Origin of the sequence: Nocardioides imazamoxiresistens (assembly GCF_032378595.1) — a bacterium.
GTDB classification, from domain to species: Bacteria; Actinomycetota; Actinomycetes; order Propionibacteriales; family Nocardioidaceae; genus Nocardioides; species Nocardioides imazamoxiresistens.
This window is the reverse complement of the sequence record NZ_JAVYII010000006.1, coordinates 123,409-146,820: the sequence shown is the minus strand read 5'-3', so window position 1 is coordinate 146,820 and position 23,412 is coordinate 123,409. Positions and strand designations below refer to the sequence as shown.

Annotated in this window: 21 protein-coding genes and 3 riboswitches; of the genes, 9 read left to right on the top strand and 12 right to left on the bottom strand. The window is 75.5% G+C overall.

All coding sequences use genetic code 11. The annotated features are described in order from the left end of the window. Positions 1–7: 7 nt before the first annotated feature. Positions 8–634, bottom strand: coding sequence for an HAD family hydrolase (locus RDV89_RS14455; protein ID WP_315733871.1), 627 nt, complete (start codon positions 632–634; stop codon positions 8–10). Positions 635–734: 100 nt separating this feature from the next. Between RDV89_RS14455 and RDV89_RS14450 the strand changes: the two genes are divergently transcribed. From RDV89_RS14450 to RDV89_RS14435, 4 genes are all read left to right on the top strand, one after another. Then, positions 735–2,912 (top strand): carbon starvation CstA family protein, encoded by a 2,178-nt coding sequence (locus RDV89_RS14450; protein WP_315733869.1) that lies wholly within the window; start codon positions 735–737, stop codon positions 2,910–2,912. Further along, positions 2,909–3,106, top strand: a complete 198-nt coding sequence (locus tag RDV89_RS14445; RefSeq protein ID WP_315733867.1) for a CstA-like transporter-associated (seleno)protein — start codon at positions 2,909–2,911, stop codon at positions 3,104–3,106. Before RDV89_RS14450 ends, RDV89_RS14445 begins: the two co-directional genes overlap by 4 nt. Beyond that, positions 3,097–3,666, top strand: coding sequence for a P-loop NTPase family protein (locus RDV89_RS14440; protein ID WP_315733865.1), 570 nt, complete (start codon positions 3,097–3,099; stop codon positions 3,664–3,666). Before RDV89_RS14445 ends, RDV89_RS14440 begins: the two co-directional genes overlap by 10 nt. Positions 3,667–3,840: 174 nt before the next feature. Next, positions 3,841–4,692, top strand: coding sequence for a DsbA family protein (locus RDV89_RS14435; RefSeq protein WP_315733863.1), 852 nt, complete (start codon positions 3,841–3,843; stop codon positions 4,690–4,692). A 157-nt stretch (positions 4,693–4,849) separates the two neighbouring features. Here RDV89_RS14435 and cobF read toward each other — a convergent pair whose 3' ends face one another. Together cobF and cobN are read right to left on the bottom strand one after the other, a co-directional pair. Next, on the bottom strand, positions 4,850–5,629 hold the full coding sequence (gene cobF, locus RDV89_RS14430) for a precorrin-6A synthase (deacetylating) (protein ID WP_315733861.1): 780 nt from the start codon (positions 5,627–5,629) through the stop codon (positions 4,850–4,852). Beyond that, positions 5,626–9,264: a cobaltochelatase subunit CobN gene (cobN, locus tag RDV89_RS14425; RefSeq protein ID WP_315733859.1), complete on the bottom strand. Its 3,639-nt coding sequence runs from the start codon at positions 9,262–9,264 to the stop codon at positions 5,626–5,628. Before cobN ends, cobF begins: the two co-directional genes overlap by 4 nt. 49 nt (positions 9,265–9,313) lie before the next feature. Next, positions 9,314–9,400, bottom strand: a riboswitch (cobalamin riboswitch). Positions 9,401–9,500: 100 nt separating this feature from the next. Here cobN and RDV89_RS14420 point away from each other — a divergent pair. Further along, entirely contained in the window at positions 9,501–10,823 is a 1,323-nt protein-coding gene (locus RDV89_RS14420; RefSeq protein ID WP_315733857.1) for an ATP-dependent 6-phosphofructokinase, read from the top strand. Between the two features lie 27 nt (positions 10,824–10,850). Here RDV89_RS14420 and RDV89_RS14415 read toward each other — a convergent pair whose 3' ends face one another. The 4 genes from RDV89_RS14415 to RDV89_RS14400 form a co-directional block, all read right to left on the bottom strand. Continuing rightward, the gene (locus RDV89_RS14415; protein WP_315733855.1) at positions 10,851–11,606 is read right to left on the bottom strand and encodes a (2Fe-2S) ferredoxin domain-containing protein; all 756 of its coding nucleotides are present in this window, start codon (positions 11,604–11,606) and stop codon (positions 10,851–10,853) included. After that, entirely contained in the window at positions 11,603–12,400 is a 798-nt protein-coding gene (locus RDV89_RS14410) for an ABC transporter ATP-binding protein (protein ID WP_315733853.1), read from the bottom strand. Before RDV89_RS14410 ends, RDV89_RS14415 begins: the two co-directional genes overlap by 4 nt. Further along, positions 12,397–13,377 (bottom strand): FecCD family ABC transporter permease, encoded by a 981-nt coding sequence (locus tag RDV89_RS14405; RefSeq protein ID WP_438823288.1) that lies wholly within the window; start codon positions 13,375–13,377, stop codon positions 12,397–12,399. The genes RDV89_RS14410 and RDV89_RS14405 overlap by 4 nt, the downstream gene beginning before the upstream one ends. 65 nt (positions 13,378–13,442) lie before the next feature. Further along, entirely contained in the window at positions 13,443–14,459 is a 1,017-nt protein-coding gene (locus tag RDV89_RS14400; protein ID WP_315733849.1) for an ABC transporter substrate-binding protein, read from the bottom strand. Between the two features lie 62 nt (positions 14,460–14,521). Then, positions 14,522–14,711, bottom strand: a riboswitch (cobalamin riboswitch). A 15-nt stretch (positions 14,712–14,726) separates the two neighbouring features. Between RDV89_RS14400 and bluB the strand changes: the two genes are divergently transcribed. The 3 genes from bluB to RDV89_RS14385 all read left to right on the top strand — a co-directional run bounded on the left by bluB (position 14,727) and on the right by RDV89_RS14385 (position 18,749). Continuing rightward, the gene (gene bluB, locus RDV89_RS14395; RefSeq protein WP_315733847.1) at positions 14,727–15,392 is read left to right on the top strand and encodes a 5,6-dimethylbenzimidazole synthase; all 666 of its coding nucleotides are present in this window, start codon (positions 14,727–14,729) and stop codon (positions 15,390–15,392) included. Next, positions 15,387–15,575, top strand: a riboswitch (cobalamin riboswitch). (Overlaps the previous gene by 6 nt.) A 55-nt stretch (positions 15,576–15,630) precedes the next feature. Then, positions 15,631–17,172, top strand: a complete 1,542-nt coding sequence (locus RDV89_RS20250; protein ID WP_315733845.1) for a precorrin-8X methylmutase — start codon at positions 15,631–15,633, stop codon at positions 17,170–17,172. Further along, on the top strand, positions 17,169–18,749 hold the full coding sequence (locus RDV89_RS14385) for a precorrin-2 C(20)-methyltransferase (RefSeq protein ID WP_315733843.1): 1,581 nt from the start codon (positions 17,169–17,171) through the stop codon (positions 18,747–18,749). Before RDV89_RS20250 ends, RDV89_RS14385 begins: the two co-directional genes overlap by 4 nt. 224 nt (positions 18,750–18,973) lie before the next feature. Here the strand turns inward: RDV89_RS14385 and RDV89_RS14380 are convergent, their stop codons facing one another. Continuing rightward, positions 18,974–19,405: an organic hydroperoxide resistance protein gene (locus tag RDV89_RS14380; RefSeq protein ID WP_315733841.1), complete on the bottom strand. Its 432-nt coding sequence runs from the start codon at positions 19,403–19,405 to the stop codon at positions 18,974–18,976. A 102-nt stretch (positions 19,406–19,507) separates the two neighbouring features. Here RDV89_RS14380 and RDV89_RS14375 point away from each other — a divergent pair, with 102 nt between their 5' ends. Then, positions 19,508–20,107, top strand: coding sequence for a TetR/AcrR family transcriptional regulator (locus RDV89_RS14375; RefSeq protein WP_315733840.1), 600 nt, complete (start codon positions 19,508–19,510; stop codon positions 20,105–20,107). On the opposite strand, the gene RDV89_RS14370 is transcribed toward RDV89_RS14375, so the two are convergent. From RDV89_RS14370 to RDV89_RS14355, 4 genes are read right to left on the bottom strand one after another with little or no spacing between them, the layout of a single operon-like run. Continuing rightward, positions 20,091–20,858: a cobalt-precorrin-4/precorrin-4 C(11)-methyltransferase gene (locus RDV89_RS14370; RefSeq protein ID WP_315733838.1), complete on the bottom strand. Its 768-nt coding sequence runs from the start codon at positions 20,856–20,858 to the stop codon at positions 20,091–20,093. The genes RDV89_RS14375 and RDV89_RS14370 overlap by 17 nt on opposite strands. Then, positions 20,855–22,093 carry a precorrin-6y C5,15-methyltransferase (decarboxylating) subunit CbiE gene (cbiE, locus tag RDV89_RS14365; RefSeq protein ID WP_315733836.1) on the bottom strand — a complete coding sequence of 413 codons (1,239 nt, stop codon included), beginning with the start codon at positions 22,091–22,093 and terminating at the stop codon, positions 20,855–20,857. Before cbiE ends, RDV89_RS14370 begins: the two co-directional genes overlap by 4 nt. Further along, positions 22,090–22,485, bottom strand: a complete 396-nt coding sequence (locus RDV89_RS14360; RefSeq protein ID WP_315733834.1) for an NUDIX hydrolase — start codon at positions 22,483–22,485, stop codon at positions 22,090–22,092. The genes cbiE and RDV89_RS14360 overlap by 4 nt, the downstream gene beginning before the upstream one ends. Before the next feature lie 10 nt (positions 22,486–22,495). Then, positions 22,496–23,401 carry an alpha/beta hydrolase gene (locus tag RDV89_RS14355; protein WP_315733832.1) on the bottom strand — a complete coding sequence of 302 codons (906 nt, stop codon included), beginning with the start codon at positions 23,399–23,401 and terminating at the stop codon, positions 22,496–22,498. Positions 23,402–23,412: the final 11 nt, after the last annotated feature.

Sequence of the window (23,412 nt, the reverse complement as noted above, 5' to 3'; positions counted from 1 at the left end):
GGGCGTCTCAGGCGGCCGTCAGCGCCGGCGCGTGCTCGGCCAGCCAGCCGGGGAACGCGCGCAGGTCGTCGAGCACCACGTGGGTGCCGGCGGCGCGCAGCTCGTCGGCCTCGCAGCCGCCCGTCAGCACGGAGACGCTGCGGATACCGGCGGCCAGCGCACCCTCCACGTCGTGGACGTGGTCGCCCACGTAGACCTGGGCGCCGTGCTCGCGCAGCGGCCCGGCCTTGAGCGCGCCCCACACCCAGCCGTCGACGCCGTCGACGTCGAGGCCGAGGTGGTCGACGTGGCGCTGGGCGTTCGGGGCGTACTTGCCCGTTACCACCACGGAGCGCCCGCCCGCCCCGCGTACCGCCGCGAGCGCCTCGTGGGCGCCCGGCAGCACCGGGACGGTCGTGACCGCGAGGTCGGGGTAGAGCTCCCGGAAACGGTCGCAGGCCGGGGCGAGGAGCTCGGGCGGCAGGTGCGGACCGAGCAGCAGGTCCAGCGGGGGGCCCAACCGCCGCGTCAGCTGGGCGACCGGCAGCTCGACGCCGAGCTCGTCGGCCAGCGCGTCCAGGGTCGCGACGAAGCCCGGCACCGTGTCGATCAGCGTCATGTCGAGGTCGAAGCCGACCACCAGCGCAGCGCTCACCCGCCCCACCCTAGGAGCCGCTCGACGTGACGCGCGCGTAGGGGCCGAGCGGAGGTAGGTTTCCGTGGTCCTCGTCTCACCCGACCTCCTGGAGACGCCCATGTCAGCCCCCTCTCCCACCGCGACCGAACCCCGGTCACGGCGCTCCCCGGCCTCGATCGCCGTCTGGGTGCTCGTCGCCCTCGTCGGCGCCGTGTGCTGGTCGGTGCTCGCCCTCAGCCGCGGCGAGGAGGTCTCCGCGCTGTGGATCCTGTTCGCGGCCCTGGCCTCGTACGCCATCGCGTACCGCTTCTACTCCCGCTTCATCGCGCGCCGCGTGCTCAAGCTCGACGACCGCCGCGCCACGCCGGCCGAGCGGCTCGAGAACGGCTCCGACTACGAGGTCACCGACCGCCGCGTGCTGTTCGGCCACCACTTCGCGGCCATCGCGGGCGCCGGCCCGCTCGTCGGCCCGGTGCTGGCCGCCCAGATGGGCTACCTGCCCGGAACGATCTGGATCATCGTCGGCGTCATCTTCGCCGGCGCCGTGCAGGACATGGTCGTCATGTTCTTCTCGATGCGCCGCGACGGGAAGTCGCTGGGCCAGATGATCCGCGAGGAGATCGGCGTCGTCGGCGGCACCGCGGCCCTCGTCGCCGTGTTCGCCATCATGATCATCATCCTGGCGGTGCTCTCACTGGTCGTGGTCAACGCGCTCGCCGAGTCGCCGTGGGGCGTGTTCTCGATCGGCCTGACCATCCCGATCGCGCTGTTCATGGGCTTCTACCTGCGCTACATCCGGCCCGGCCGGGTGCTCGAGACGACCGGCATCGGCGTCGTGCTCCTGCTGCTGGCCATCGTCGGCGGCGGCTACGTTGAGTCGTGGGGCCTCGGCGAGGCGCTGACGCTCGACAAGGAGACGCTGACGCTGATGCTCGTCGCGTACGGCTTCGTCGCCTCGATCCTGCCGGTCTGGATGCTGCTGACGCCGCGCGACTACCTGTCGACCTTCATGAAGATCGGCGTGATCATCCTGCTGGCCGTCGGTCTCGTGATGGCCAACCCGGTGCTCTCCGCCGAGGCCATGAGCCCGTTCGCCTCCTCGGGCGAGGGCCCCGTGTTCGCGGGCAAGCTGTTCCCGTTCCTGTTCATCACCATCGCCTGCGGAGCCCTGTCCGGCTTCCACGCCCTGATCTCGTCGGGCACCACCCCGAAGATGGTCGCCAAGGAGCGCCAGGTCCGGATGATCGGCTACGGCGGCATGCTGATGGAGTCGTTCGTCGCCATCTCCGCGCTCATCGCCGCCTGCGTCATCGACCAGGGTCTGTACTTCGCGATGAACGCGCCGCTGGGCGCCACCGGGGGCACCCCGGAGACGGCGTCGCAGTTCGTCGGCGCCCTGGGCTACACGATCTCGCCGGACGCGCTGACCGCCGCGGCCGCGGCGGTCGAGGAGGACATCATCTCCCGCACGGGCGGTGCGCCGACCCTGGCCTTCGGCATCTCGCAGATCTTCACCGACGCCTTCGGCGGCAACCTGCAGGCGTTCTGGTACCACTTCGCGATCATGTTCGAGGCGCTGTTCATCCTCACCGCCGTCGACGCCGGCACCCGCGTCGGCCGCTTCATGCTGCAGGACACCATCGGCAACTTCTGGCCGAAGTTCGGCGACACGTCGTGGAAGCCCGCCGCGTGGGGCGCCTCGGCCGTCGTGGTCGCCGCCTGGGGCTACATGCTCTACGTCGGCGTCACCGACCCGCTCGGCGGCATCAACCAGCTGTTCCCGCTGTTCGGCATCGCCAACCAGCTGCTCGCCGCCATCGCCCTGACGCTGTGCGTCACGCTGTTCCTCAAGCACGGCTGGCTCAAGTGGGTCTGGGTGCCGGGCGTACCGCTCGCCTGGGACCTCGTGGTCACCATGACCGCGTCCTACCAGAAGGTCTTCTCCGACAACCCGGCGATCGGCTACTTCGCCCAGGCCGACGCGACGCGCACGGCCCGGGACGCCGGCGAGCTCAGCGGGGCGGCCCAGAACGCCGACCAGATGGACGTCATCATCCGCAACTCGACGACCAACGGCGTGCTGCAGGCGACCTTCGCGGTCCTCGTGATCATCGTGGTCGCCAACGCCGCGGTGATCTGGGTGAAGGCCGTGCGGGCCGGCTCCCTGCCGACCACCGAGGTGCCGGCCACGCCGTCCACCCTGGTCGCGCCGGCCGACTTCGTGGCCACCAAGGAGGAGAAGGCCGAGCTCGCCCGCTGGGAGGCGGAGCGCGCCGAGAAGGCGGGTACGCCGTGAGCGCGGTCGCCGTGCGCGTGCGCGAGGCCTGGACGGGGGTGCGCTGGTACCTCCGGGAGGTCAGCGGCGAGGGACGGTGGGACGCGTACGTCGCCCGCTGCTCCGCCGAGGGCGTCGCGCCGATGTCGCGGCGCGCCTTCGAGCGCCAGCGCGACCACGAGCGCGAGCACTCGGCACGCGGCAAGTGCTGCTGAACGACCCCTCCCCCGGCGCCGCCGGGACCCCGGGACGCCCGCGACGGTTCGCCGTCGCGGGCGTCTCCGGCGTCGGGAAGACGACGCTCGCCCGCGGCATCGCCGCCCGCCTCGGGGTGCCGCACACGGAGACGGACGCGCTCTTCCACGGGCCGGGCTGGACGCCGCGTCCCGAGTTCCTCGACGACGTGCGGGCCGCCGTGGCCGAGGACGCCTGGGTGATGGAGTGGCTCTACTCCGCCGCCCGGCCCGTCATCGCCGGGCGCGCCGACGTGCTGGTCTGGCTCGACCTGCCGACCCGCGTGACCATGACGCGGGTGGTCCGCCGGACCCTGGGCCGCCGCCTGCGGCGCACGGTGCTGTGGAACGGCAACGTCGAGCAGCCACTGCACCGCGTCCTGCGCGACCCCGACCACATCGTGCGGTGGGCCTGGCGGACCCGGCACAAGCTCCGCGACGGGCTGGTCGCGACGACCCTCGCCCAGCACCCGCACCTGCAGGTGGTGTGGCTGCGCAGCCGGCGCGAGGCCGTCGCGTGGCTGGACGCCCTGGGTCGGTGACGCCCGAGGTGACGCCCGACGGTGACGCGTCTGACGACGCCGCCGGCTCGCACCCGCGACCGGGCGTCCGGCACCATCGCCACGAGCGCACGTCGCGCCGACCACGCGCCGTTCTACGTCTTGTCGAGGACCGGTAGCGTGGCGCGCGAACGCCGGACGACCGAGAGGACCGAAGTGGCCAGCGAGCCGAAGAAGAAGGTGCCCACGAAGAAGACGGGCCCCACCCCGTCGCGCGTGGAGCGGGCCGCAGCCGCCCGGCGCCAGGCCGAGAAGGGCGCCTGGATCCGCGAGTGGGCCATCGTCATCGGCGTGGTCGCCGTCGTCGCGGTCCTCATCGGCGGGGCGTTCCTCGTCAGCGGCGGCGACAGCCCGCTGGGCGGCGACGACGACGAGCTCGCCACCTCGGGCCCGACCCCGGCGGTCGCGACCGCGGAGGCCGGCGAGGGGAGCGCCGACGGCGCCGAGGCCGGCCTGGTCGGCGAGGTCACCGCGGACGGCGGTCTCGCGTTCGGCGACCCGGCCGCCCCGCACCGCGTCGTGATCTACGAGGACTTCCTCTGCCCGTTCTGCGGCCAGCTCGAGGCCGCGGTCGGCGACGACCTGGCCGAGCTGGTGGCCTCCGGAGACACGGTCGTGGAGTACCGCGCCCTCAACTTCCTCAGCCGCATCGGTGACTACTCGCTGCGCGCGGCGAACGCCTTCGCGGTCGTGATGGACGCCTCCGGCCCCCAGGTCGCCCGCGACTTCCACGACCTGGTCTTCGCGAACCAGCCGGCCGAGAGCGGCGAGATGCCCGACGACGACTGGCTCGTCGAGCGGGCCGTCGAGGCCGGCGCCGACGAGGACGCCGTGCGCACGGGCATCGTGGACCAGGAGTTCGCCGGCTGGGTCAACCGCGGCACCCTCGCCGCCAGCGACGCCGGGGTCGCCAGCACGCCGACCGTGCTGGTCGACGGCGAGGAGCTCACCGGCTACGAGACCCTCGACGAGCTCGCGGCCCTGATCGTGGAGCGCGCTTCGGCCTGAGCCGCCGAGCGCCGCCGGAGCGCCGCCGGAGAAAACGCGGGCCGGAGCACGGAGAACGCGGACCGGGACCACCCTGGAGGTGGATCCGGTCCGCGTTCTCTCGTTCCCGGCCCGCGTCTTCTTTCCCAGGGCCCGTCCGGGCGGGCGCGGCCGCGGGTCAGGGGCGGCGGAGCAGGTACGCGTCCATCACCCAGCCGGCGGCGTCCTTGACGGCGGCACGCGTCGCCCGGATCTCGTCCAGCACGTCGCCGACGCGTCCGGCGACCAGTCGCTCGTCGGGGGCGGCCAGGTTGGCGCCCCACCAGATCGTCCAGTCCTCCAGGCCGTCGAGCTCGAGCGTCGCGTTCAGCATCACGAGCACGTTCTCGGCCCCGGCCGCCACGGCCTCGCCGAGGCGCCGGCCGGTCGTCACGGTGATCGGCTGCCCGACCTCGTGCAGCACGATCCGGTGGGCGGCGGCGAGCAGCTGCAGGCTCGAGATGCCGGGCACGACCCGGACGTCGGCCCCCACCCGGCCGCGCGCCAGCATGGCGTCGACGATGCGCAGGGTGGAGTCGTAGAACGCGGGGTCGCCCCACACGAGGAACGCGGCGTCGCCGGGACGCTCCAGGAGCACGCGCTCGTACGCCTCGGCCCGCGCACCGTGCCAGTCCGCCACCGCGCCGCGGTACGCCTCGGCGTCGCCCGCCACGCGCGCCGAGCGGTCCCGCTCGGGGTCCGCGACCTCGACCAGCTCCAGGTCGGGGGCCGCCGCGGCGAGCACGCGGCGGCGTACCTCGACCAGCGGGTCCGCTCCCCCGTCCCCGCGCGCCTTGCGGGGCGCGAGGGCGTACGCCGCGGTGCCCAGCGCCGCGACCGCCTGCCCGGTCAGGTGCGCGGGGTCACCGCACCCGATGCCGACGACGTGGAGGGTGCGCCCGGACGCCCCGGCACTCACCGGTCCTCGATCTCGCCCTCGACCTCGAGGTAGACGCGCTGCATCTCCTCGATCACGGCCGGGTCGGGCTCGGCCCACAGGCCGCGCTCGGCGGCCTCGGAGAGCCGCTCGACCATGCCGCGCAGGGCCCACGGGTTCGACTGGCGCAGGAAGGCCTGCACCTCGGGGTCGAGCACGTAGGCGCGGGTCAGCGACTCGTACATGTCGTCGCGGACCACGCCGGCGGTGGCGTCGAACCCGAAGAGGTAGTCGACGGTGGCGGCCAGCTCGAACGCGCCCTTGTAGCCGTGGCGCTGCATCGCGGAGATCCAGCGCGGGTTGACGACGCGGGCGCGGAAGACGCGGGCGGTCTCCTCCGAGAGCGTGCGGGTGCGCACGGCGTCGGGCGAGGTGGAGTCCCCGACGTACGCCCGCGGCGCGGTGCCCGTCAGGGCGCGCACGGTCGCGACCATCCCGCCGTGGTACTCGAAGTAGTCGGCCGAGTCAGCGATGTCGTGCTCGCGGGTGTCGATGTTCTTCGCGGCCACCGCAATCCGGCGGTAGTTGGCCTGCATGTCCTCGGTGGCGGGCACGCCCGAGAGGTCGCGGCCGTAGGCGAAGCCGCCCCACGCCGTGTAGACCTCCGCGAGGTCGGCGTCGGTGCGCCAGCTGCCCGACTCGACGGCCTGCAGCACGCCGGCGCCGTACGCCCCCGGCGCCGAGCCGAAGATGCGCGTGGTGGCCCGGCGCTCGTCACCGTGGACGGCGAGGTCGGCGCGGGCGTGGGCGCGCACGTAGTTCAGCTCGTCGGGCTCGTCGAGGTCCGCGACCATCCGGATCGCGTCGTCGAGCATGTCGACGACGTGCGGGAACGCGTCGCGGAAGAAGCCCGAGATGCGCAGCGTGACGTCGACGCGGGGCCGCCCGAGCTCCTCGAGCGGCACGGGCTCGAGGCCGTCGACGCGGCGCGACATCTCGTCCCACGTCGGGCGGACGCCGACCAGGGCCAGCACCTCGGCGACGTCGTCGCCGCTGGTGCGCATCGCGGAGGTGCCCCAGGCCGAGAGGCCGACCGAGGAGGGCCACTCGCCGGTGTCCTCGCGGTGGCGGGCCAGCAGGGACTCCGCCATCGCGGCGCCGGTCTGGTACGCGAGCCGCGAGGGCACCGCGCGCGGGTCGACGGTGTAGAAGTTGCGGCCCGTCGGCAGGACGTTGACCAGGCCGCGCAGCGGCGAGCCGGACGGGCCGGCAGGCACGAACCCGCCGTCGAGGGCGTGCAGGACGACGGTGAGCTCGTCGGTGGTGCGCGACAGGCGCGGCACGACCTCGGTGGCCGCGAACGCGAGCACCTGCGCGACCGCCGGGTCGGCGTCACCCTCGAGCCGCGCCACGACGCCGGGCACGGCCGTCGGGTCCCAGTCCGCCTCCTCGAGCGCGAGCACCAGGGCCCGGGCACGGGTCTCGACCGCGTCCACCTCGGCGACGCTCGGCTCCTTGCCCGCCCCGGTGGGCAGGCCGAGCGCGGCCCGCAGACCCGGCACGGCGCCGGCCTGGCCGCCCCAGACCTGGGCGGCCCGGAGGATCGCGAGGACGAGGTTGACCCGCGCCTCGCCGGTGGGCGCGGCGCCGAGGACGTGCAGGCCGTCGCGGATCTGGGCGTCCTTGACCTCGCACAGCCAGCCGTCGACGTGGAGGAGGAAGTCGTCGAAGTCGTCGTCCTCCGGCCGCTCCTCCAGCCCGAGGTCGCGGTGCATCTGCGCGGACTGCATGAGCGTCCAGATCTCGCCGCGGATGGCCGGCAGCTTGGCCTGGTCCATCGCGGCGATGTTGCCGTACTCGTCCAGCAGCTGCTCGAGGCGCGCGATGTCGCCGTAGGTCTCCGCGCGTGCCATCGGCGGCACGAGGTGGTCGACGATCGTGGCGTGGGCGCGGCGCTTGGCCTGCGCGCCCTCGCCCGGGTCGTTGACGAGGAACGGGTAGATCAGCGGGAGGTTGCCCCCGACCGCGTCGGCCGCGCACTCGGCCGACAGCGCGGCGTTCTTGCCCGGCAGCCACTCCATCGAGCCGTGCTTGCCGAGGTGCACGATCGCGTGCGCCCCGAAGCCGCCGGCCTCGGGCGCCGCCTCGACCCAGCGGTAGGCCGCGAGGTAGTGGTGGCTCGGCGCCATGTCGGGGTCGTGGTAGATCGCGACGGGGTTCTCCCCGAAGCCGCGCGGCGGCTGGATCATCACCACGACGTTGCCGGCGCGCAGCGTGGCGAGCACGATCTCGCTGTCGTCGTTGACGAAGAGCTTCCCGGGCGCCTCGCCCCAGGCCTCGACCATCTCCGCGCGCAGCCGCGTGGGCACGTCGGTGGTCCACGCCGCGTACTGCTCCGGGGTGATCCGCACGTGGGCGTCGGTGAGGTCGGCGTTGGTCAGCCACTCCTCGTCCTGCCCGCCCGCGGCGATGAGGGCGTGGATGAGGGCGTCGCCCGCGGCGGTGTCGTCGTCGAGGTCGAGCAGGCGGGTGACCTCCCCGTCGGCGGGACCGAGGTCGTAGCCGCTCGCGCGCAGCTCGCGCAGCAGCCGGATGGCGGAGACCGGGGTGTCGAGGCCGACCGCGTTGCCGATCCGGGCGTGCTTGGTGGGGTACGCCGACAGCATCAGCACGACGCGCTTGTCGGCGTGCTCGACCCGGCGCAGGGTGGCGTGCGCCGCGGCGATGCGCGCGACCCGCGTGCAGCGCTCGGCGTCGGCGACGTAGCGCGGCAGGCCGTCGGCGTCGACCTCCTTGAAGGAGAACGGGGCGGTGATGATCCGGCCGTCGAACTCGGGGATCGCGATCTGGGTGGCGGAGTCGAGCGGGCTGACGCCGTCGTCCGACTCCTCCCACTCGGCGCGGCTGCTGGTCAGCGCCAGCGCCTGCAGGACCGGGATGTCGAGGGCCGCGATCCGCTCGACGTCCCACGCCTCGTCGTCGCCGCCCGCGCTCGCGCCGGCGGGCGTGGAGCCGCCGGCGGCGAGCACCGTGACGACGAGGGCGTCGAGCGTGCCGAGCGCCTCGTACAGGCTGTCGGGCGCGGTGCGCAGCGAGGAGGAGTAGATCGGCACGCCGACGCAGGTGCCGGTCGCGTCGACGGCGTCGGCGAGCGCGTGCGCGAACGCCACGTTCCCCGAGGCGTGGTGCGCGCGGTAGTAGAGGATGCCGACCCGGGCGCGGTCGGCGGCGTCGGCGACGGGCGTACGCTCCGCCCACCCCCAGGCCGGCAGCTCGGCCGGGGGCTCGAAGCCCTCGCCGGTCAGCAGCACCGTGTCGGAGAGGAACGCGTGCAGCTGCGCCAGGTTCTCCGGGCCGCCCTCGGCGAGGTAGCGGTGCGCCTGCGCGGCGACGCCGACCGGCACCGTCGAGAGCTCCATCAGCTCGGCGTTGGGGGTCTGCTCGCCGCCGAGCACGACGGTCGGCACGCCGGTGCCGACGATGCGCCGGAAGCCGGAGCACAGGTCCTGGGGCGAGCCGAGGATGCGGGCCACCACGACGTCGGCCGACTCCAGGGCGGCCGCCATGTCCTGGTGGGCGGAGCGCGAGGGGTTGGCGACGGTGTAGCCCGCGCCGCTGGCGCGGGCGGAGAGCAGGTCCGTGTCGGACGTGGAGACGAGGGCGACGCGCGCGGACATGAGGTTCCTCCTCGGGGTTCTCGCCCCGTCGGGTGGGACCGCCGGCGGTCAGTGTCTGGCTGGTCGCGCCCCGCCCGGTCAGGCGTAGCACGGCGTCACAGTGGCGGAACCGCCCCGGATTCGCACCGGGTTCCTGGGCCCGTCGGCGGAAGGTCGTCCGCAGCCTAGCCGTCGGCCCGCCCGTGCTCCGGACCGCCCACGTCGAGCCGCTCGGCTCGCCCACTAGGGTGACGCCCGTGGTGACCCTCGCGGATCTTCAGGTGGCGACGCTCGGCGAGCCCCGTCTCGACTCCCCGCTCGCGTCCTACGTCGAGGGGCGCTCGACGAACCAGTACTACGTCGCCGAGGGCGACCGCATCCTCATGGACGACACCCAGGCCCTCGTCGAGAGCCGCCAGGTGCCGTGGGAGGAGCTGCCGACCTTCGAGGCCGGCGGCCCGCGGGCCCGGATCTTCTTCGACCCCGCGCGCACCAAGGCGGCCGTGGTCACCTGCGGCGGCCTGTGCCCGGGCCTCAACAACGTGATCCGCTCGCTGGTGCGTGCCCTCGACGACCACTACGGCGTCTCGGACGTGGTGGGTTTCCGCAACGGGTACGCCGGCCTCGACCCTGCCACGGGCCTCGAGCCGGTGGCGCTGACGCGGGACTACGTCGCGGACATCCACGAGCGCGGCGGCACGGTGCTGGGCTCCTCGCGCGGCGCCCGCGACGTCGGCGTCATGGTCGACACGCTGGTGCACCACGGCATCGACATCCTCTTCGTCGTCGGCGGCGACGGCTCGATGCGCGGCGCCCACGTCATCTCCGAGGAGTGCCGGCGCCGGGGCCTGGAGATCGCCGTCGTCGGCGTGCCCAAGACGATCGACAACGACATCCCCCACATCGGCCAGAGCTTCGGCTTCCAGACCGCGTTCGCCCGGGCCGCGCAGTCGATCACCGCCGCGAAGGTCGAGGCGCAGGCCGCGGTCAACGGGGTCGGGATCGTGCAGACGATGGGTCGCCACGCCGGCTTCATCGCCTGCTACTCCGCGCTCGCCGCGCAGACCGCGAACTTCGTGCTGATCCCCGAGGTGCCGTTCACCCTCGACGGCGAGAACGGGCTGCTGGCCCACCTGCGCCGCCGGGTCGCCGACCGCGGGTACGCCGTCGTCGTGGTCGCCGAGGGCGTCGGCCCGCACCTGCAGGAGGGCGCCGGCGACGCGACCGACGCGTCGGGCAACGCGATCCTGGGCGACCCCGGGCGCTACCTGCGCGACCGGATCCGCGCCGACTTCGCCGAGCACGGCGAGGAGGCGACCCTGCGCTTCTTCGACCCCGGCTACCTGATCCGCTCGGTGCCCGCCGACCCGGCCGACGCCGTCTACTGCTCGCGCCTGGCTCAGACCGCGGTGCACGCCGCCATGTCGGGGCGCACCGACATGGTCGTCGGGCGACGCCGTCACCGCTTCGTCAACGTGCCGATCGGCGCGGTCGTGCAGCGCTCCCACAACGTCTCCCCCGACGGCGACCTGTGGCTCTCGGTGCTCGAGTCGACGGCCCAGCCGCGCTCGATGGTCTGAGCGCGGCCGTCAGGTCCGTCAGGGCCGTCAGGGCTGCTCGGGCCGTCGCCGCTCCAGGCGCTTCGCCGCGAGCGGGACGCCCTCGACCAGGTGGGAGTCCACCAGGGCGTCGACGTCGTCCGCACCCAGGCGGGCGTACCAGCTGTCGTCCGGCTGCACGCACACCACCGGCGCGTGGTTGCAGGGGAACAGGCAGCCGGTCTGGGTGACCAGCACGTCGTCGTCGCCGAGGTCGCGGGCGCGCAGCGCACGACCCAGGGCCTCCGCGGTGGCGTCGGCGCCCTGCGCCGAGCAGCGCGGCCCGCGGCAGACCAGGACGTGGTGCCGGTGCCCGGGCACGTCCTCCCAGGCCGCGGAGGTCAGCGGCGCCTCGGCGCCGTGGATCGGTCGGGTCACGTCGAGGACTCCCAGCTCGAGGTCGGACTCGTGGCGCAGCAGCGTGGTGGCGACGGCGACGACGGGACGGTGCCCCGAGGTCTCGCCGCGCTCGCGCCACCAGTGCCCGGCGATGCGGCGCAGCCACGAGTTGGCGGGCGCCAGCGTGCCGAGGCTGACGCCGAGCAGCACGACGCGCTCGACGCCCTCGTCGGCGAGACGTGTCAGGGCGGCGGAGAGGGACGGATCGCCGACCTGGAGGTACGCCACCTGCGCCCCCAGCGCGTCGGCCATCGCGGCCATCCGCCCCGCGTGGCTGGCCTCGCGCACGGACATGCCGACGAGCAGGCGCACCTCCCCCGGCGGCAGGTCCGGCACGGGTGGCACGGGCGGCACGGCGGCGGTCACCGGCCCCACCACCGCACGCGCACCCGGCCGTCGACCTCGGTGACGTCGACGCGGACGCCCCACACCCGCGCAACCAGGTCGGGCGTCAGCACGTCGGCGGCGGGGCCGGCGGCCACGACGCGTCCGGCGTCGAGGACGACGAGCCGGTCGCAGTGCGCGGCGGCCAGGTCGAGGTCGTGCAGCGCGGCCACCGCGGTCACCCCGAGGGCCCGGACCCGGGCGAGCAGGTCGAGCTGGTGACCGAGGTCGAGGTGGTTGGTCGGCTCGTCGAGCAGCAGCACCTCGGGCTCCTGGGCCACGGCGCGGGCGAGGTGGACCCGCTGCCGCTCGCCGCCCGAGAGGGTCGGCCAGGCCCGGTCGGCGAGGTGGTCCACGTCGGTGAACCGCATGGCCCCGCCCACCGTCGCGTCGTCGTCGACGGGGGCCGCGAACCGTCCCCGGTGCGGGGTGCGGCCGAGGGCGACGACGTCGCGCACCCGCAGGTCGAGGCCGGTCTCCGCGTGCTGCTCCACGAGCGCGACCCGGCGGGCCCGGGCGCCGGCCCGCAGGGCGTGGAGGTCGTCGTCGCCGATGCGGACCGTGCCCGCCGACGGTCGCCGCAGCCCGGCGAGCAGGTGCAGCAGCGTGGTCTTGCCCGAGCCGTTGGGCCCGAGCAGCCCGGTCACGGTGCCGACCGGGGCGTCCAGGGCCGCGTCGGCCAAGACGGTGCGCCGCTGCGCACCGCGTCCGACGTGCCAGGTCAGGCCCTCCGCGCGCAGGGCCGCGCCGCCGCTCGTGTCGCCCGTGCCGCTCACGCCATGCTCCGGCGTCGCGAGCGGTGCAGCAGCCACACGAACAGCGGCGTGCCGACGATGCCGGTGACGACGCTGATCGGGATCTCCGTGCCGTCCACGAGCGTGCGGGCGCCGGTGTCGGCCCAGACCAGCAGCACGGCGCCGGCCACCGCGGTCGTCGGCAGCAGCGCCCGGTGGCCGGGCCCCACGACCATCCGGGCCACGTGCGGCACCACGAGCCCGACGAAGCCGATCGCGCCGACGTGGGCGACGAGCACCGAGACGACGAGCGCGGAGCCCGCCAGCAGCAGCCAGCGCAGGCGGGTCACGTCGACGCCGAGGCTGCGCGCGCCCGTCTCGCCGAACGCGAAGGCGTCGAGGCTGCCGGCGCAGGCCAGCACCACCACGACCGTGACGAGCGCCGTGCCCACGAGCACGGCGACGTCGTCGGTGCGCACCCGCGCGATCGAGCCGAGCGTCCAGCGCATCACGCGGTCGGCCGAGTGCGAGTCGCCGTGCACCATCACCAGGAACGAGGTGTAGGCGGCGGCCGCCTGGCCCACCGCGACGCCCGCGAGGACGGTGCGGGTCGGGTCGAGCGTGCCGCCGCGCCCGACGGCGAGGAGCAGCACCAGCACCAGCGCGCCCAGGGCCCCGAGGAACGACGCGAGCGCCAGCGCGGCGGAGCCGACGAGCCCGCCGACGCCGATCCCGAGCACGATGACCGAGACGGCGCCGACGGCCGCGCCGCCGGAGATGCCGAGCAGGTAGGGGTCCGCGAGGTCGTTGCGCGTCAGCGACTGCAACACCGCGCCGACGAGCGCCAGCACGGTGCCGCAGGCCGCGGCCGCCAGCACCCGCGGCATCCGCAGCTGCCACACGATCTGGTCCTCGGCGAGCGTGACGCCGTGCTCGCCCAGACCGAGGCGCCGCGCGACGACGGCCACGACGCGGTCGGCCGGGACGTCCACGGAGCCGCGGCCCAGGGCGTACGTCATCGTCGCGGCGAGCACGAGCAGGCCGACGACGAGGACGGGCGCCGCCGCAGGTCGTCGCAACCCGGTCAGCCCTGCGCGCCGAGGGCCTCGAGGCCCTCGGCCAGGGTCGCGGCGCCCTCGGCGAGGCGTACGCCCGGGGTCGAGGCCGAGTAGGGCACCGTGACGTACGCGCCCTCGCGCACGGCACGCAGCTCGCTCAGCACCGGGTCGGCCTCGAGGAACGCGATCTTCTCCTCGGCCGACGACCACGAGGCGTCGGCGAGCGCGATCACGTCGGGGTCGGCGGCGACGACGTCCTCCCACGGCACCTCGGACCAGTTGCCCTCGACGTCGGCGAAGACGTTCTCGGCGCCGGTCGCCTCGACGACCAGCTGCGGGCCACCGTCGCCGGCGCCGGCCAGGGCGGCGTCCTCGCCGGAGTCGAACCAGAACACCCGGGTGCCCGCGCCGACCGCGGCGGCCTCGAGGTCCGTCAGCGTCTGCTCCTGGGTGGCGCGCAGCTCGGCGGCGCGCTCTGGCACGCCGAAGACGTCGCCGACGGCCTCCACCTCCGACCAGACCGAGTCCCAGCTGGTGGCGGCCACGTCGGAGGCGTCGGGGCAGCCGAACGGCGAGAGGTAGGACGCGACGCCGCCCTCGGCGAGCTCGTCCTGCGAGCCGGCCACCTCGTCGCCGAACGCGGAGACGTAGGAGGCGTAGACGAAGTCGGGCGAGGCGCCGAGCAGCTCCTCCCGGCTCGGGTAGGTCGCTGCGAGCACGGGCACCTCGTCGTACGCCGCGGCGTGGGCGTCCGCGACCTGGTCGTCGAGGTAGGCCGTGCCGGCCATCCGGTCCTCGAGCCCGAGGGCCAGGAGGACCTCGGTGGCGCCCTGGTTGAGGGTGACGGCGGCCTCGGGCGGTGCCTCGAGGGTGGTGGTGAAGCCGCAGGCGGTGACCTCGACGGGGAACAGGTCGGGGTCGCCCGCGGCGGCGCGGTCCTCGGCGGCGGGGGCGCCCGCGCAACCGGCGAGCAGGACCCCGCAGGCGAGCGCGGCGGTCAGGGGCAGGGCGGGACGCAGGGTGGGGCGAGCACGGGTGGACATGGCCATCCTTCGTGTCGTGGCTCGGTCGCGGAGCCATGCGGACGTGTGACGCGACCGTCCGTGGCGGACGAGCGCGGCCAGCAGGTCTTCGGACTCGGGATCGACCGGACGGAGCGCCTTCCCAGGAGCTGCGCTCCCAGTGGCTGCACGTGTGCGTGCCCCGCCCGTCACCCTCACCGCTGCGCGTCAGTCCCGGATTCGCACCGGGTTCCCTGGCTCGTGGTGAGCACGACTGGCAGGGGGAACCTAGCAGTAACCTCGCCCGCCGTGAACGCCCTTCGAGATGCGGACCCCGACCACCACGCGTACCCCGCCGAGGTGCGGGCCGCCGTCTACCGCGTCATCGGCGAGCGGCGCGACATGCGCCGCTTCGTGCCCGGAGCCACCGTCGACGAGGACGTGCTGGCCCGGCTGCTCGCCGCCGCCCACGCCGGGCCCAGCGTCGGGCTGATGCAGCCGTGGCGCTTCGTGCGGGTGGTCTCCCCCGCCCTGCGCGAGCAGGTGCACGCCCTGGTCGACGCGGAGCGTCACGCGACCGCGGCCGCCCTCGACGAGCGCGCCGCGGAGTTCCTGCGGCTCAAGGTGGAGGGCATCCGCGAGTGCGCCGAGCTGCTGGTCGTGGCGCTGCGCGAGGGCCGCGAGCCGCACGTGTTCGGCCGCCGCACGATGCCCCACATGGACCTGGCCTCCGTGGCCTGCGCGATCCAGAACCTCTGGCTCGCCGCGCGGGCCGAGGGCCTCGGCATGGGCTGGGTCTCGCTGTTCGTGCCCGACGACCTCGCGGCGCTGCTCGGCATGCCCGCGGGGGCCGAGCCGGTGGCCGTGCTGTGCCTCGGCCCGGTGCCGGCCTTCCCCGACCGCCCGAGCCTGGAGATCGACGGCTGGACCCGTGCGCGCCCACTCGCGGACTTCGTCACCGAGGACGGTTGGTAGGGTCCGTGCGCCAGTCGACCCCCGAGGGGTCAGGGAACCCGGTGCGACTCCGGGACTGACGCGCAGCGGTGAGGGCGACGGGTCGGGGCACGTCCGCGTGCCGCCACTGGGAGCCCGCTCCCGGGAAGGTCCCCGGCCCGGACGACCCCGAGTCCGAAGACCTGCTGGCACCCGGTGGCAGCCGCCACCTGGTCGAGCAGGGGCCCCGCGCACGGGCCCCCGGACCGAGCGAGGACGCATGACCCGCACGCGCACCGACCTGTGCCCCGGCGTGAGCCGGCCCTGGCCCGCCGAGGACGGCGGGCTGGTGCGCCTGCGGCTGGTCGGCGGCGCCGTGAGCGTCGGGGAGGTACGCGCGCTGCTGGGCGTCGCGGCGGCCCACGGCGACGGCGACCTGCACCTGACGCGCCGCGCCAACCTGCAGCTGCGCGCCCTGCCGCTGACCGGGACCGGGGCGCTGCGCCAGGACGTGGCGGGCGCGATCGCGCACACCGGCCTGCTGCCCTCCCCCAGCCACGAGCTGGTCCGCAACGTGCTCGTCTCGCCGCTGACCGGGATCACCGGCGGGCGCCTCGACCTGCGTCCCACCGCCCGCGAGCTGGACCGGGCGTTGTGCGCCGACCCGGCGTTGGCCGGCCTGTCCGCCCGCTTCCTGATGGTGCTCGACGACGGGCGCGGCGACGTCCTCGACCGGTCCGCCGACGTGGCGCTGACCGTGCTCGACGACGCGACCGTGCAGCTGCGCCGGGGCGACGGGCACTGGCAGCCGCCGGTGCCGGTCGCCGAGGCCGTGCCCGCGCTGCTCGAGGTGGCCCGCGCGTTCGTCGTCGCCCGCGGCGACGGCCCCGAGGCGCCCTGGCACGTCGACGAGCTCACCACCCCGCTGGACCTGCCGACCGCGCCACGCGACCCGCGGGTGCCCGCGGCGGCCGAGCCCCCGGCGTACGGCCTCGTGCGCGGCGAGAGCCCCGACGCCCCCGACCTGCGCCACGTCCCCGTGCCCGACGGGGTGCTCGGCGCGGCGCTGGCCACCGAGCTGCTCGACGGCCTGGCCGACGAGGCGCCGCTCGTCGTGACGCCGTGGCGCTCGCTGCTCGTGCCGGTCGTCCCCGCGGCGGCCACCGGCGGGCTGCAGGCGCCGACGCGGCGCTACGCCTACGAGGGCGACGGGCAGGCCATCTACGTCGACTCGTTCGCGATGATCCGCGCCGAGTCCGACCTGCGCCACGTGCCCGCGGACGCCGAGAAGGTCGTCGTGCGGATGGTGCACGGCACCGGGCAGACCGACCTCGCGCCGCAGGTCGTCGTCTCGCCCGACCTGGTCGGGGCGGCCCGCGCCGCGCTGCGGGCCGGCGCGCCGATCATCACCGACGCCCACATGGTCGCCTCGGGCGTCACCCGCACCCGGCTGCCCGCCGACAACGAGGTGCTGTGCGCGCTGCGCGACCCCCGCGTCGCCGACCTCGCCCGCGCCTGGGGCACCACCCGCTCGGCGGCCGCGCTCTCGCTGCTGGCCGACCGGGTCGCCGGCGCGGTGGTCGCGATCGGCAACGCGCCGACCGCGCTGTTCCACCTGCTCGAGCTGCTCGCCGACGGCTGCCCGCCGCCCGCCGCGATCGTGGGCTGCCCGGTCGGGTTCGTCGGGGCGGCGGAGTCCAAGGAGGCGCTGGCGGAGTACGCCGAGGCGCACGGCGTCCCGTACCTCACCGTCCACGGCCGCCGCGGCGGCTCGGCGATGACGGCATCGGCGCTCAACGCGATCGCGCAGGAGGCGGAGTGAGCACGCAGCCCGAGCCGGCCGAGCCCACCGAGCCCACCGCGGGCCGGTTCTACGGCGTCGGCGTCGGCCCCGGCGACCCCGAGCTGATCACCCGCAAGGGCGCCCGGCTGATCGCGGCGGCCGACGTGGTGGCGTACCACGCCGGGCGCGGCAAGACGTCCAACGCGCGCCGGATCGCGGCCGACCTGATCCCCGCCGGGGCCGTCGAGGAGGAGCTGGTCTACCCCGTCACGACGGGCACCACCGACCACCCGGGCGGCTACGCGGGCGCGATGGCGGACTTCTACCTCGCGTCGGCGCAGCGGCTGGCCGCGCACCTGGAGGCCGGGCGCGACGTCGTGCTGCTCTCCGAGGGCGACCCGATGTTCTACGGGTCGTACATGTACATGCACGACGCCCTCGCCGAGCGGTTCACCACCGAGGTCGTGCCCGGCGTGCCGGCCTTCGCGGCCGCGACGGCGACCATCGCGGCGCCGCTGGTGCGCCAGACCGACGTGCTGACGATCCTGCCCGGCACCCTGCCGGAGACCGAGCTCGCGCGACGCCTCGCCGACACCGACGGCGCGATCATCATGAAGCTCGGGCGTCGGTTCCCGGCGGTACGCCGCGCGCTGGCCGCCGCGGGCCGCCTCGAGCACGCCGTCTACGTCGAGCGGGCCTCGATGAGCTCCGAGCGGCACCTGCGCGTCGTCGACGTGGACGCGGACTCGGTGCCGTACTTCTCGCTGATCGTCGTCGCCGGCGACTCGCTGCAGGGACTCGGGCGGCGAGAGGCCGCCGGGGCGCCGGCTGCACCTGCCTCCTCGGCGGCCTCCGCGGCGGTGGTCGACGCGCCCGCCGAGGTCGTCGTCGTGGGGCTGGGGCCCGGGCCGGAGGCGTGGCTGACGCCGGAGGCGAGCGCCGAGCTCGCGGCGGTCGACCACGTGGTGGGGTATGCCCCGTACGTCAAGCGGGTGCCGCACCGCGAGGGCCTGACGCGGCACGCGAGCGGCAACACGGTCGAGGTGGACCGGGGCCGGCTGGCGCTCGACCTGGCGCGCCGCGGCGAGCGGGTCGCCGTGGTCTCCGGCGGCGACGCCGGCGTGTTCGGGATGGCGACCGCGGTCTTCGAGGCGCAGGTCGCCGCGGCGGCCGACGACGTGGCGTACGCCGACGTGCCCGTGCGCGTCGTGCCGGGCGTCTCGGCCGTGCAGGCCGTGGCCGCGCGCGCCGGCGCCCCGATCGGCGGCGACTTCGCCGTGATGTCGCTGAGCGACCGGCTCAAGCCGTGGGAGGTCGTCGAACGACGGCTGCGGGCGGTGGCCGACGGCGACCTCGTGCTCGCGCTCTACAACCCCCGTTCGGCCAGCCGGCCCGACCAGCTGGGCGACGCGCTCGAGGTCCTGCTGGAGGTGCGCTCCCCCGCGACCGTGGTGGTCGTCGGCCGCGACGTCGGGCGGGCGGAGGAGTCGCTCGTCGTGACCACCCTGGGGGCGCTCGACCCGACGACGGTGGACATGAAGTGCCTGCTCGTCGTCGGCGCCTCGTCGACCCGCGTCGACCACGGACGGGTCTGGACGCCGCGCAGCGTGGGGTGAGATCCGGCCCGTGCCGGCCGGGTCGGATTGGTGGGTGCGGCCGGGCGAGGGCGCCCCGGACCCGCCGCCAGCCGGACCCTGTGCCGTTTCGCTCGACCTCTGCCCCGTTCACACAGGGTCTAGGTCGAGCGTTACCCGGTGAACCGGGTAATCCAGAGGCCCGGACACACCGACGCCCGCCCGGCCGAGGGGGCCGGGCGGGCGTGGGGCGTACGCCGGGGGCGTCAGGCGACGTCGACCTCGGTGGTGACGTCGATGTTGCCCTTCGTGGCGTGGGTGTAGGGGCAGATCGTGTGGCCGACCTCGACCGCGCGCTCCGCGTCGGCCTGCGAGACGCCGCCGCCGAACTCGACGATCAGCTTGACGGCCAGGCCGAAGCCGACGTCCTCGCGGGGGCCGATGCCGACCTCGGCGGTCACGGCCACGTCCTGCAGCTCGATGCCGTGCTGCTTCGCGCCGGCCTTGAGCGCGCCGAGGAAGCAGGCCGCGTAGCCCGCGGCGAAGAGCTTCTCCGGGTCGACGCCGCCGCCGGCACCACCGAGCTCCTTCGGCGGGATCAGGTCGACCTCGAGCGAGCCGTCGGAGGTGCGGGCGTGGCCCTGGCGGCCCTCGCCGGTCGCGGTGGCGGACGCCGTGTACTTGATCTCGGTGGGCATCGCGATCTCCTTCCGGGAGATGTAGAGTGACTAGTACGTCTACATCAGAGTGGCAGGTCCCGACGACCAACACAAGCCCGGTATCCAGGAAGGCGGAGCACCATGACGGCGACCACGACGCGCACGAGCCCGGTGCGCTCCCGCATCCTGACGGCCGCGCGGCGCCGCTTCTACGTCGACGGCATCCGCGCGGTCAGCGCCGACCGGCTGATCGCGGACGCCGAGGTCTCGAAGATGACCTTCTACCGCCACTTCCGCTCCAAGGACGACCTCGTCGTGGCCTACCTCGGCGAGTTCGTCACCGAGGAGCGCGCGGCGATGGCCGAGTCGCGCGCCGCCCACGCGGGCGACCCCGCCGCGGTGCTGCGCGCCTACGCCGAGCGGATCGGCACGCTGAGCTGCGTCGAGGGGTTCCGCGGCTGCGCCTTCCTCAACGCCGCGGCGGAGTACGCCGACCCCACCCACCCCGTGCGCGGCGTCGTGCAGACCCACCGCGCCTGGCTGCGCGGCGAGCTGGCCGACCTGCTGATCGAGCTCGGTGTGAGCGCCGGTCGGGCGGAGCGGGCCGCGGACGAGCTGCAGATGCTGCGCGACGGCGCGATGGTCGCCGGCACCCTCGACGGCCGACCGACCGAGGCCGCGGCCTCGCTGGTCGCGGCGGGCGAGGCGGTCGTGCGGGCCGCCCTCAGGCCCGGCGCTTGAGCGAGCGGTCGCGCTCGGAGTCGTAGAGGTACGACTCCCCCGCGCCCGCCGCGGACGGCCCGGCCAGGGCGCGACCCACGAGGATGACGGCGGCCTGGCGCAGCCCGGCCGCCTCGACCGCGTCCGCGACGTCGCCGAGCGTGCCGCGCAGCACGAGCTCCTCGGGCTGCGAGGCGCGGTGCACGACCGCGACCGGGCAGTCGGCGCCGTACGCCTGCGCCAGCGAGGCCGCCAGCTCCCGCGTGCGGGTGATCGCCAGGTGCAGCACCAGGGTGGCCCCGGTCGCCGCGAACGCCTCGAGCGACTCCCCGCCCGGCATCGCGGTCGAGCGCGCCTGGGTGCGGGTCAGCACGACGGACTGGGCGACGAGCGGCACCGTGAGCTCGCGGCCCACGACGGCGGCAGCGGCGGCGTACGCCGGCACCCCCGGCGTGACGTCCCACGTCACCCCCGCCGCGTCGAGGCGCCGGGTCTGCTCGAAGAGCGCGGAGTACAGCGACGGGTCGCCGGAGGTCAGCCGCACGACCTCGGCGCGGGCCCGGGAGGAGTCGACGAGCTCGGCCGTGATGGCGTCGAGGTCGAGGTCCTGCGTGTCGACGCGGCGGGCGTCGGCGCGGCAGTGGCCCAGCACCTCGGCGTCGAGGTACGTGCCCGGGTAGAGCACCACGTCGGCGGCGGCGAGCATCCGCGCCGCGCGCAGGGTGATGAGGTCGGCCGCGCCGGGGCCGGCCCCGACGAAGTGCACGGTCACGGGGTCTCCTCGGAGGACGTCGCGGGTCGGGTCCAGCTCCACTGGGTCACGGCGCGGGCGGGGGTGAACCCGCGGAAGCCGCCGATCGGCGTGGCCGTCTCGACGGAGAGCCGCACGAGCTCTCCCCCGTGCTCGGCGTGGCAGGCGGCCAGCAGCGCCTCGGTCTCGATCGTGACGCCGTGCACGACGAGCCGACCGCCCGGGACGAGCGCGGCCCGGCAGGCGTCGAGGACGCCGTCGCGGGTCGCGCCACCGCCGACGAACACCGCGTCGGGGCGCTCGAGGTCGCCGAGGGCGGCGAGGGCGGCGGGCGCGGCGCCGGTGACGACCCGCAGGTCCGGTACGCCCAGTCGCCCGGCGTTGCGGCGCACCCGGGCCGCGCGGGTGGCGTCGACCTCGACCGCCACCGTGCGGCAGGCGGGATGGGCGCGCATCCACTCGATGCCGACGCTGCCGGCGCCGGCGCCGACGTCCCACAGCAGCGCGCCGGGCGCGGGGGCCAGGCGGGCGAGGGCGGCGGCACGCACGTCGCGCTTGGTCAGCTGGCCGTCGTGCTCGAACGCGTCGTCGGGCAGGCCGGCGGCCCAGGACACCACCACCGGGGCGTCCGCGCGGGCATCGAGCGCCACGACGTTGAGCCGTGGGAACGCCGGCGGCTCGTCCGCCCAGGCGGCGGCGGTGCCCTCGACGCGGGACTCGTCGGCGGCGCCGAGGTCGCCGAGCACGGTCAGCGTGCTGGCGCCCCAGCCGCTCATGGCGAGCAGGGCGGCGAGGTCGGCGGGGGTGGTGGCGTCGGAGGAGAGCACGAGCACCCGGCGCCCGGGCGCGAGCTCGCGCAGCACGCGGCGCACGTCGCGGGCCACGGCGCTGACGACGACGAGCGACTCGGTCGGCCACCCCATCCGGGCGCCGGCCAGGGCGACCGAGGAGACCGCGGGCTCGACCCGCACGGCGTCGGCACCGGCGACCTCGGCCAGCGTGGTGCCGACCCCGGAGAGCAGCGGGTCCCCGGAGGCGAGCGCGACGACCGCGCGGCCGGCGTACCGCTCCAGCAGCTCCGGCAGTCCGGCCCGCAGCGGCGAGGGCCACGCGACCCGCTCCTGGCCGGCCGCGTCGGGCACGAGCGCGAGGTGGCGGGCGCCGCCGAGCAGCACCTCGGCGCCCCGGACGGTCGCGCGGTGCCGTTCGGGCAGCCCGGGCCAGCCGTCGGCGCCGATGCCGACGACGGTGATCACGGGCGCACCAGCAGGGGCAGCACGTTCTCCTCCAGCATCGGCGCGAGCGGCAGGCCCGCCGGCGGCGCGGCCGGGTCGACCCAGCGGACCTCGGCGATCTCCGCGGCCGCGGCGGGCTCGCCGTCGGTGGTCGCGGTGAAGACGGTCGAGTGCAGGCTGGCGCCCGGCTCGTTCGCGGCCGCGCCCTCGAAGACCCCCAGCAGGGCGAGGTCGCGCAGCTCGACGCCGATCTCCTCCGCGATCTCGCGCACCGCGGTCTGCTCGGGCGTCTCGCCCGCCTCGATCTTGCCGCCGGGCAGCATGAAGCGCTCGGTGCCGCGCTTGCGGACGGTCAGCACGCGGCCGTCGGCGTCCTGCAGGCACACCGCGGCGACGACGAAGTGGAGGGGCACGACGGGCAGGCTAGCGAAGCGCGTCGACGACCTCGCGCACGGTCGCGACGAGCACGTCGAGGCCGGGTTGCTCGACCGGGAAGTGCCCGCAGCCCTCCAGCGGCACCAGCCGCGTCGGCGCCCCGGTGACGCGGTCGAGGAACCGCACGCCCAGCTCGATCGGGGTCCAGGTGTCGGCGGCGGGGTGGGCGAGCGTGACGGGGCAGGCGGAGTACGCCTCCGGCGCGGGCGCCACGTGGCGGAACCAGCTGGCCAGCAGCCCGAGCGGGACCCGCGTCGCCCCGCCGAGGGGGTCCGTGGCGCACAGCCGCGACAGCTCGGGTTCGCGGCTCATCCGGCCCAGGTCGGCGACCCAGCCGACGGGCACCCGCAGGTGGCCCAGCGGACTGCGGCCGGCGCACCCGGCGAGCAGCCACGGGGCGTACCGACCCATCGGGCCGAAGCGGGCGGCCGCGGCCCGGGCGTCGGGGTCGGCGGTGTCGAGCAGGCAGGTCGCGACGACGTGGTCGACGAGACCGGTGCGGGCGGCGACCTCGTAGGCCAGCATCCCGCCCATGCTCGCGCCCAGCAGGACCAGCGGACGCGGGTCGGTGCGCTTCTCCTCCCGCACCAGGTCGCAGAGCAGGTCGATCCAGTCGTCGTAGCGGACGGCGCCGGGGCGCGGCTCGACGGTGCGGCCGTAGAGGGGCAGGTCGGGGAAGACCACCTCGACGTCGTCGCGGGCCGCGAGCGCGGCGTACGGCCACAGCGCCCCGACGTGGCCTCCCGCCCCGTGGATCCCCAGCACCCGCGGCGCCCCCGGTCGCGGCGCCCGGGCGACGTGCACCCGCCGGCCGCGCCAGTCGAACCAGGTGGTCGTGGGCACGGGGCACCCGTCCAGCGGCAGCGGGAGGAAGTCGGCGTAGGTCCGGCTCACGGGCTCCACCG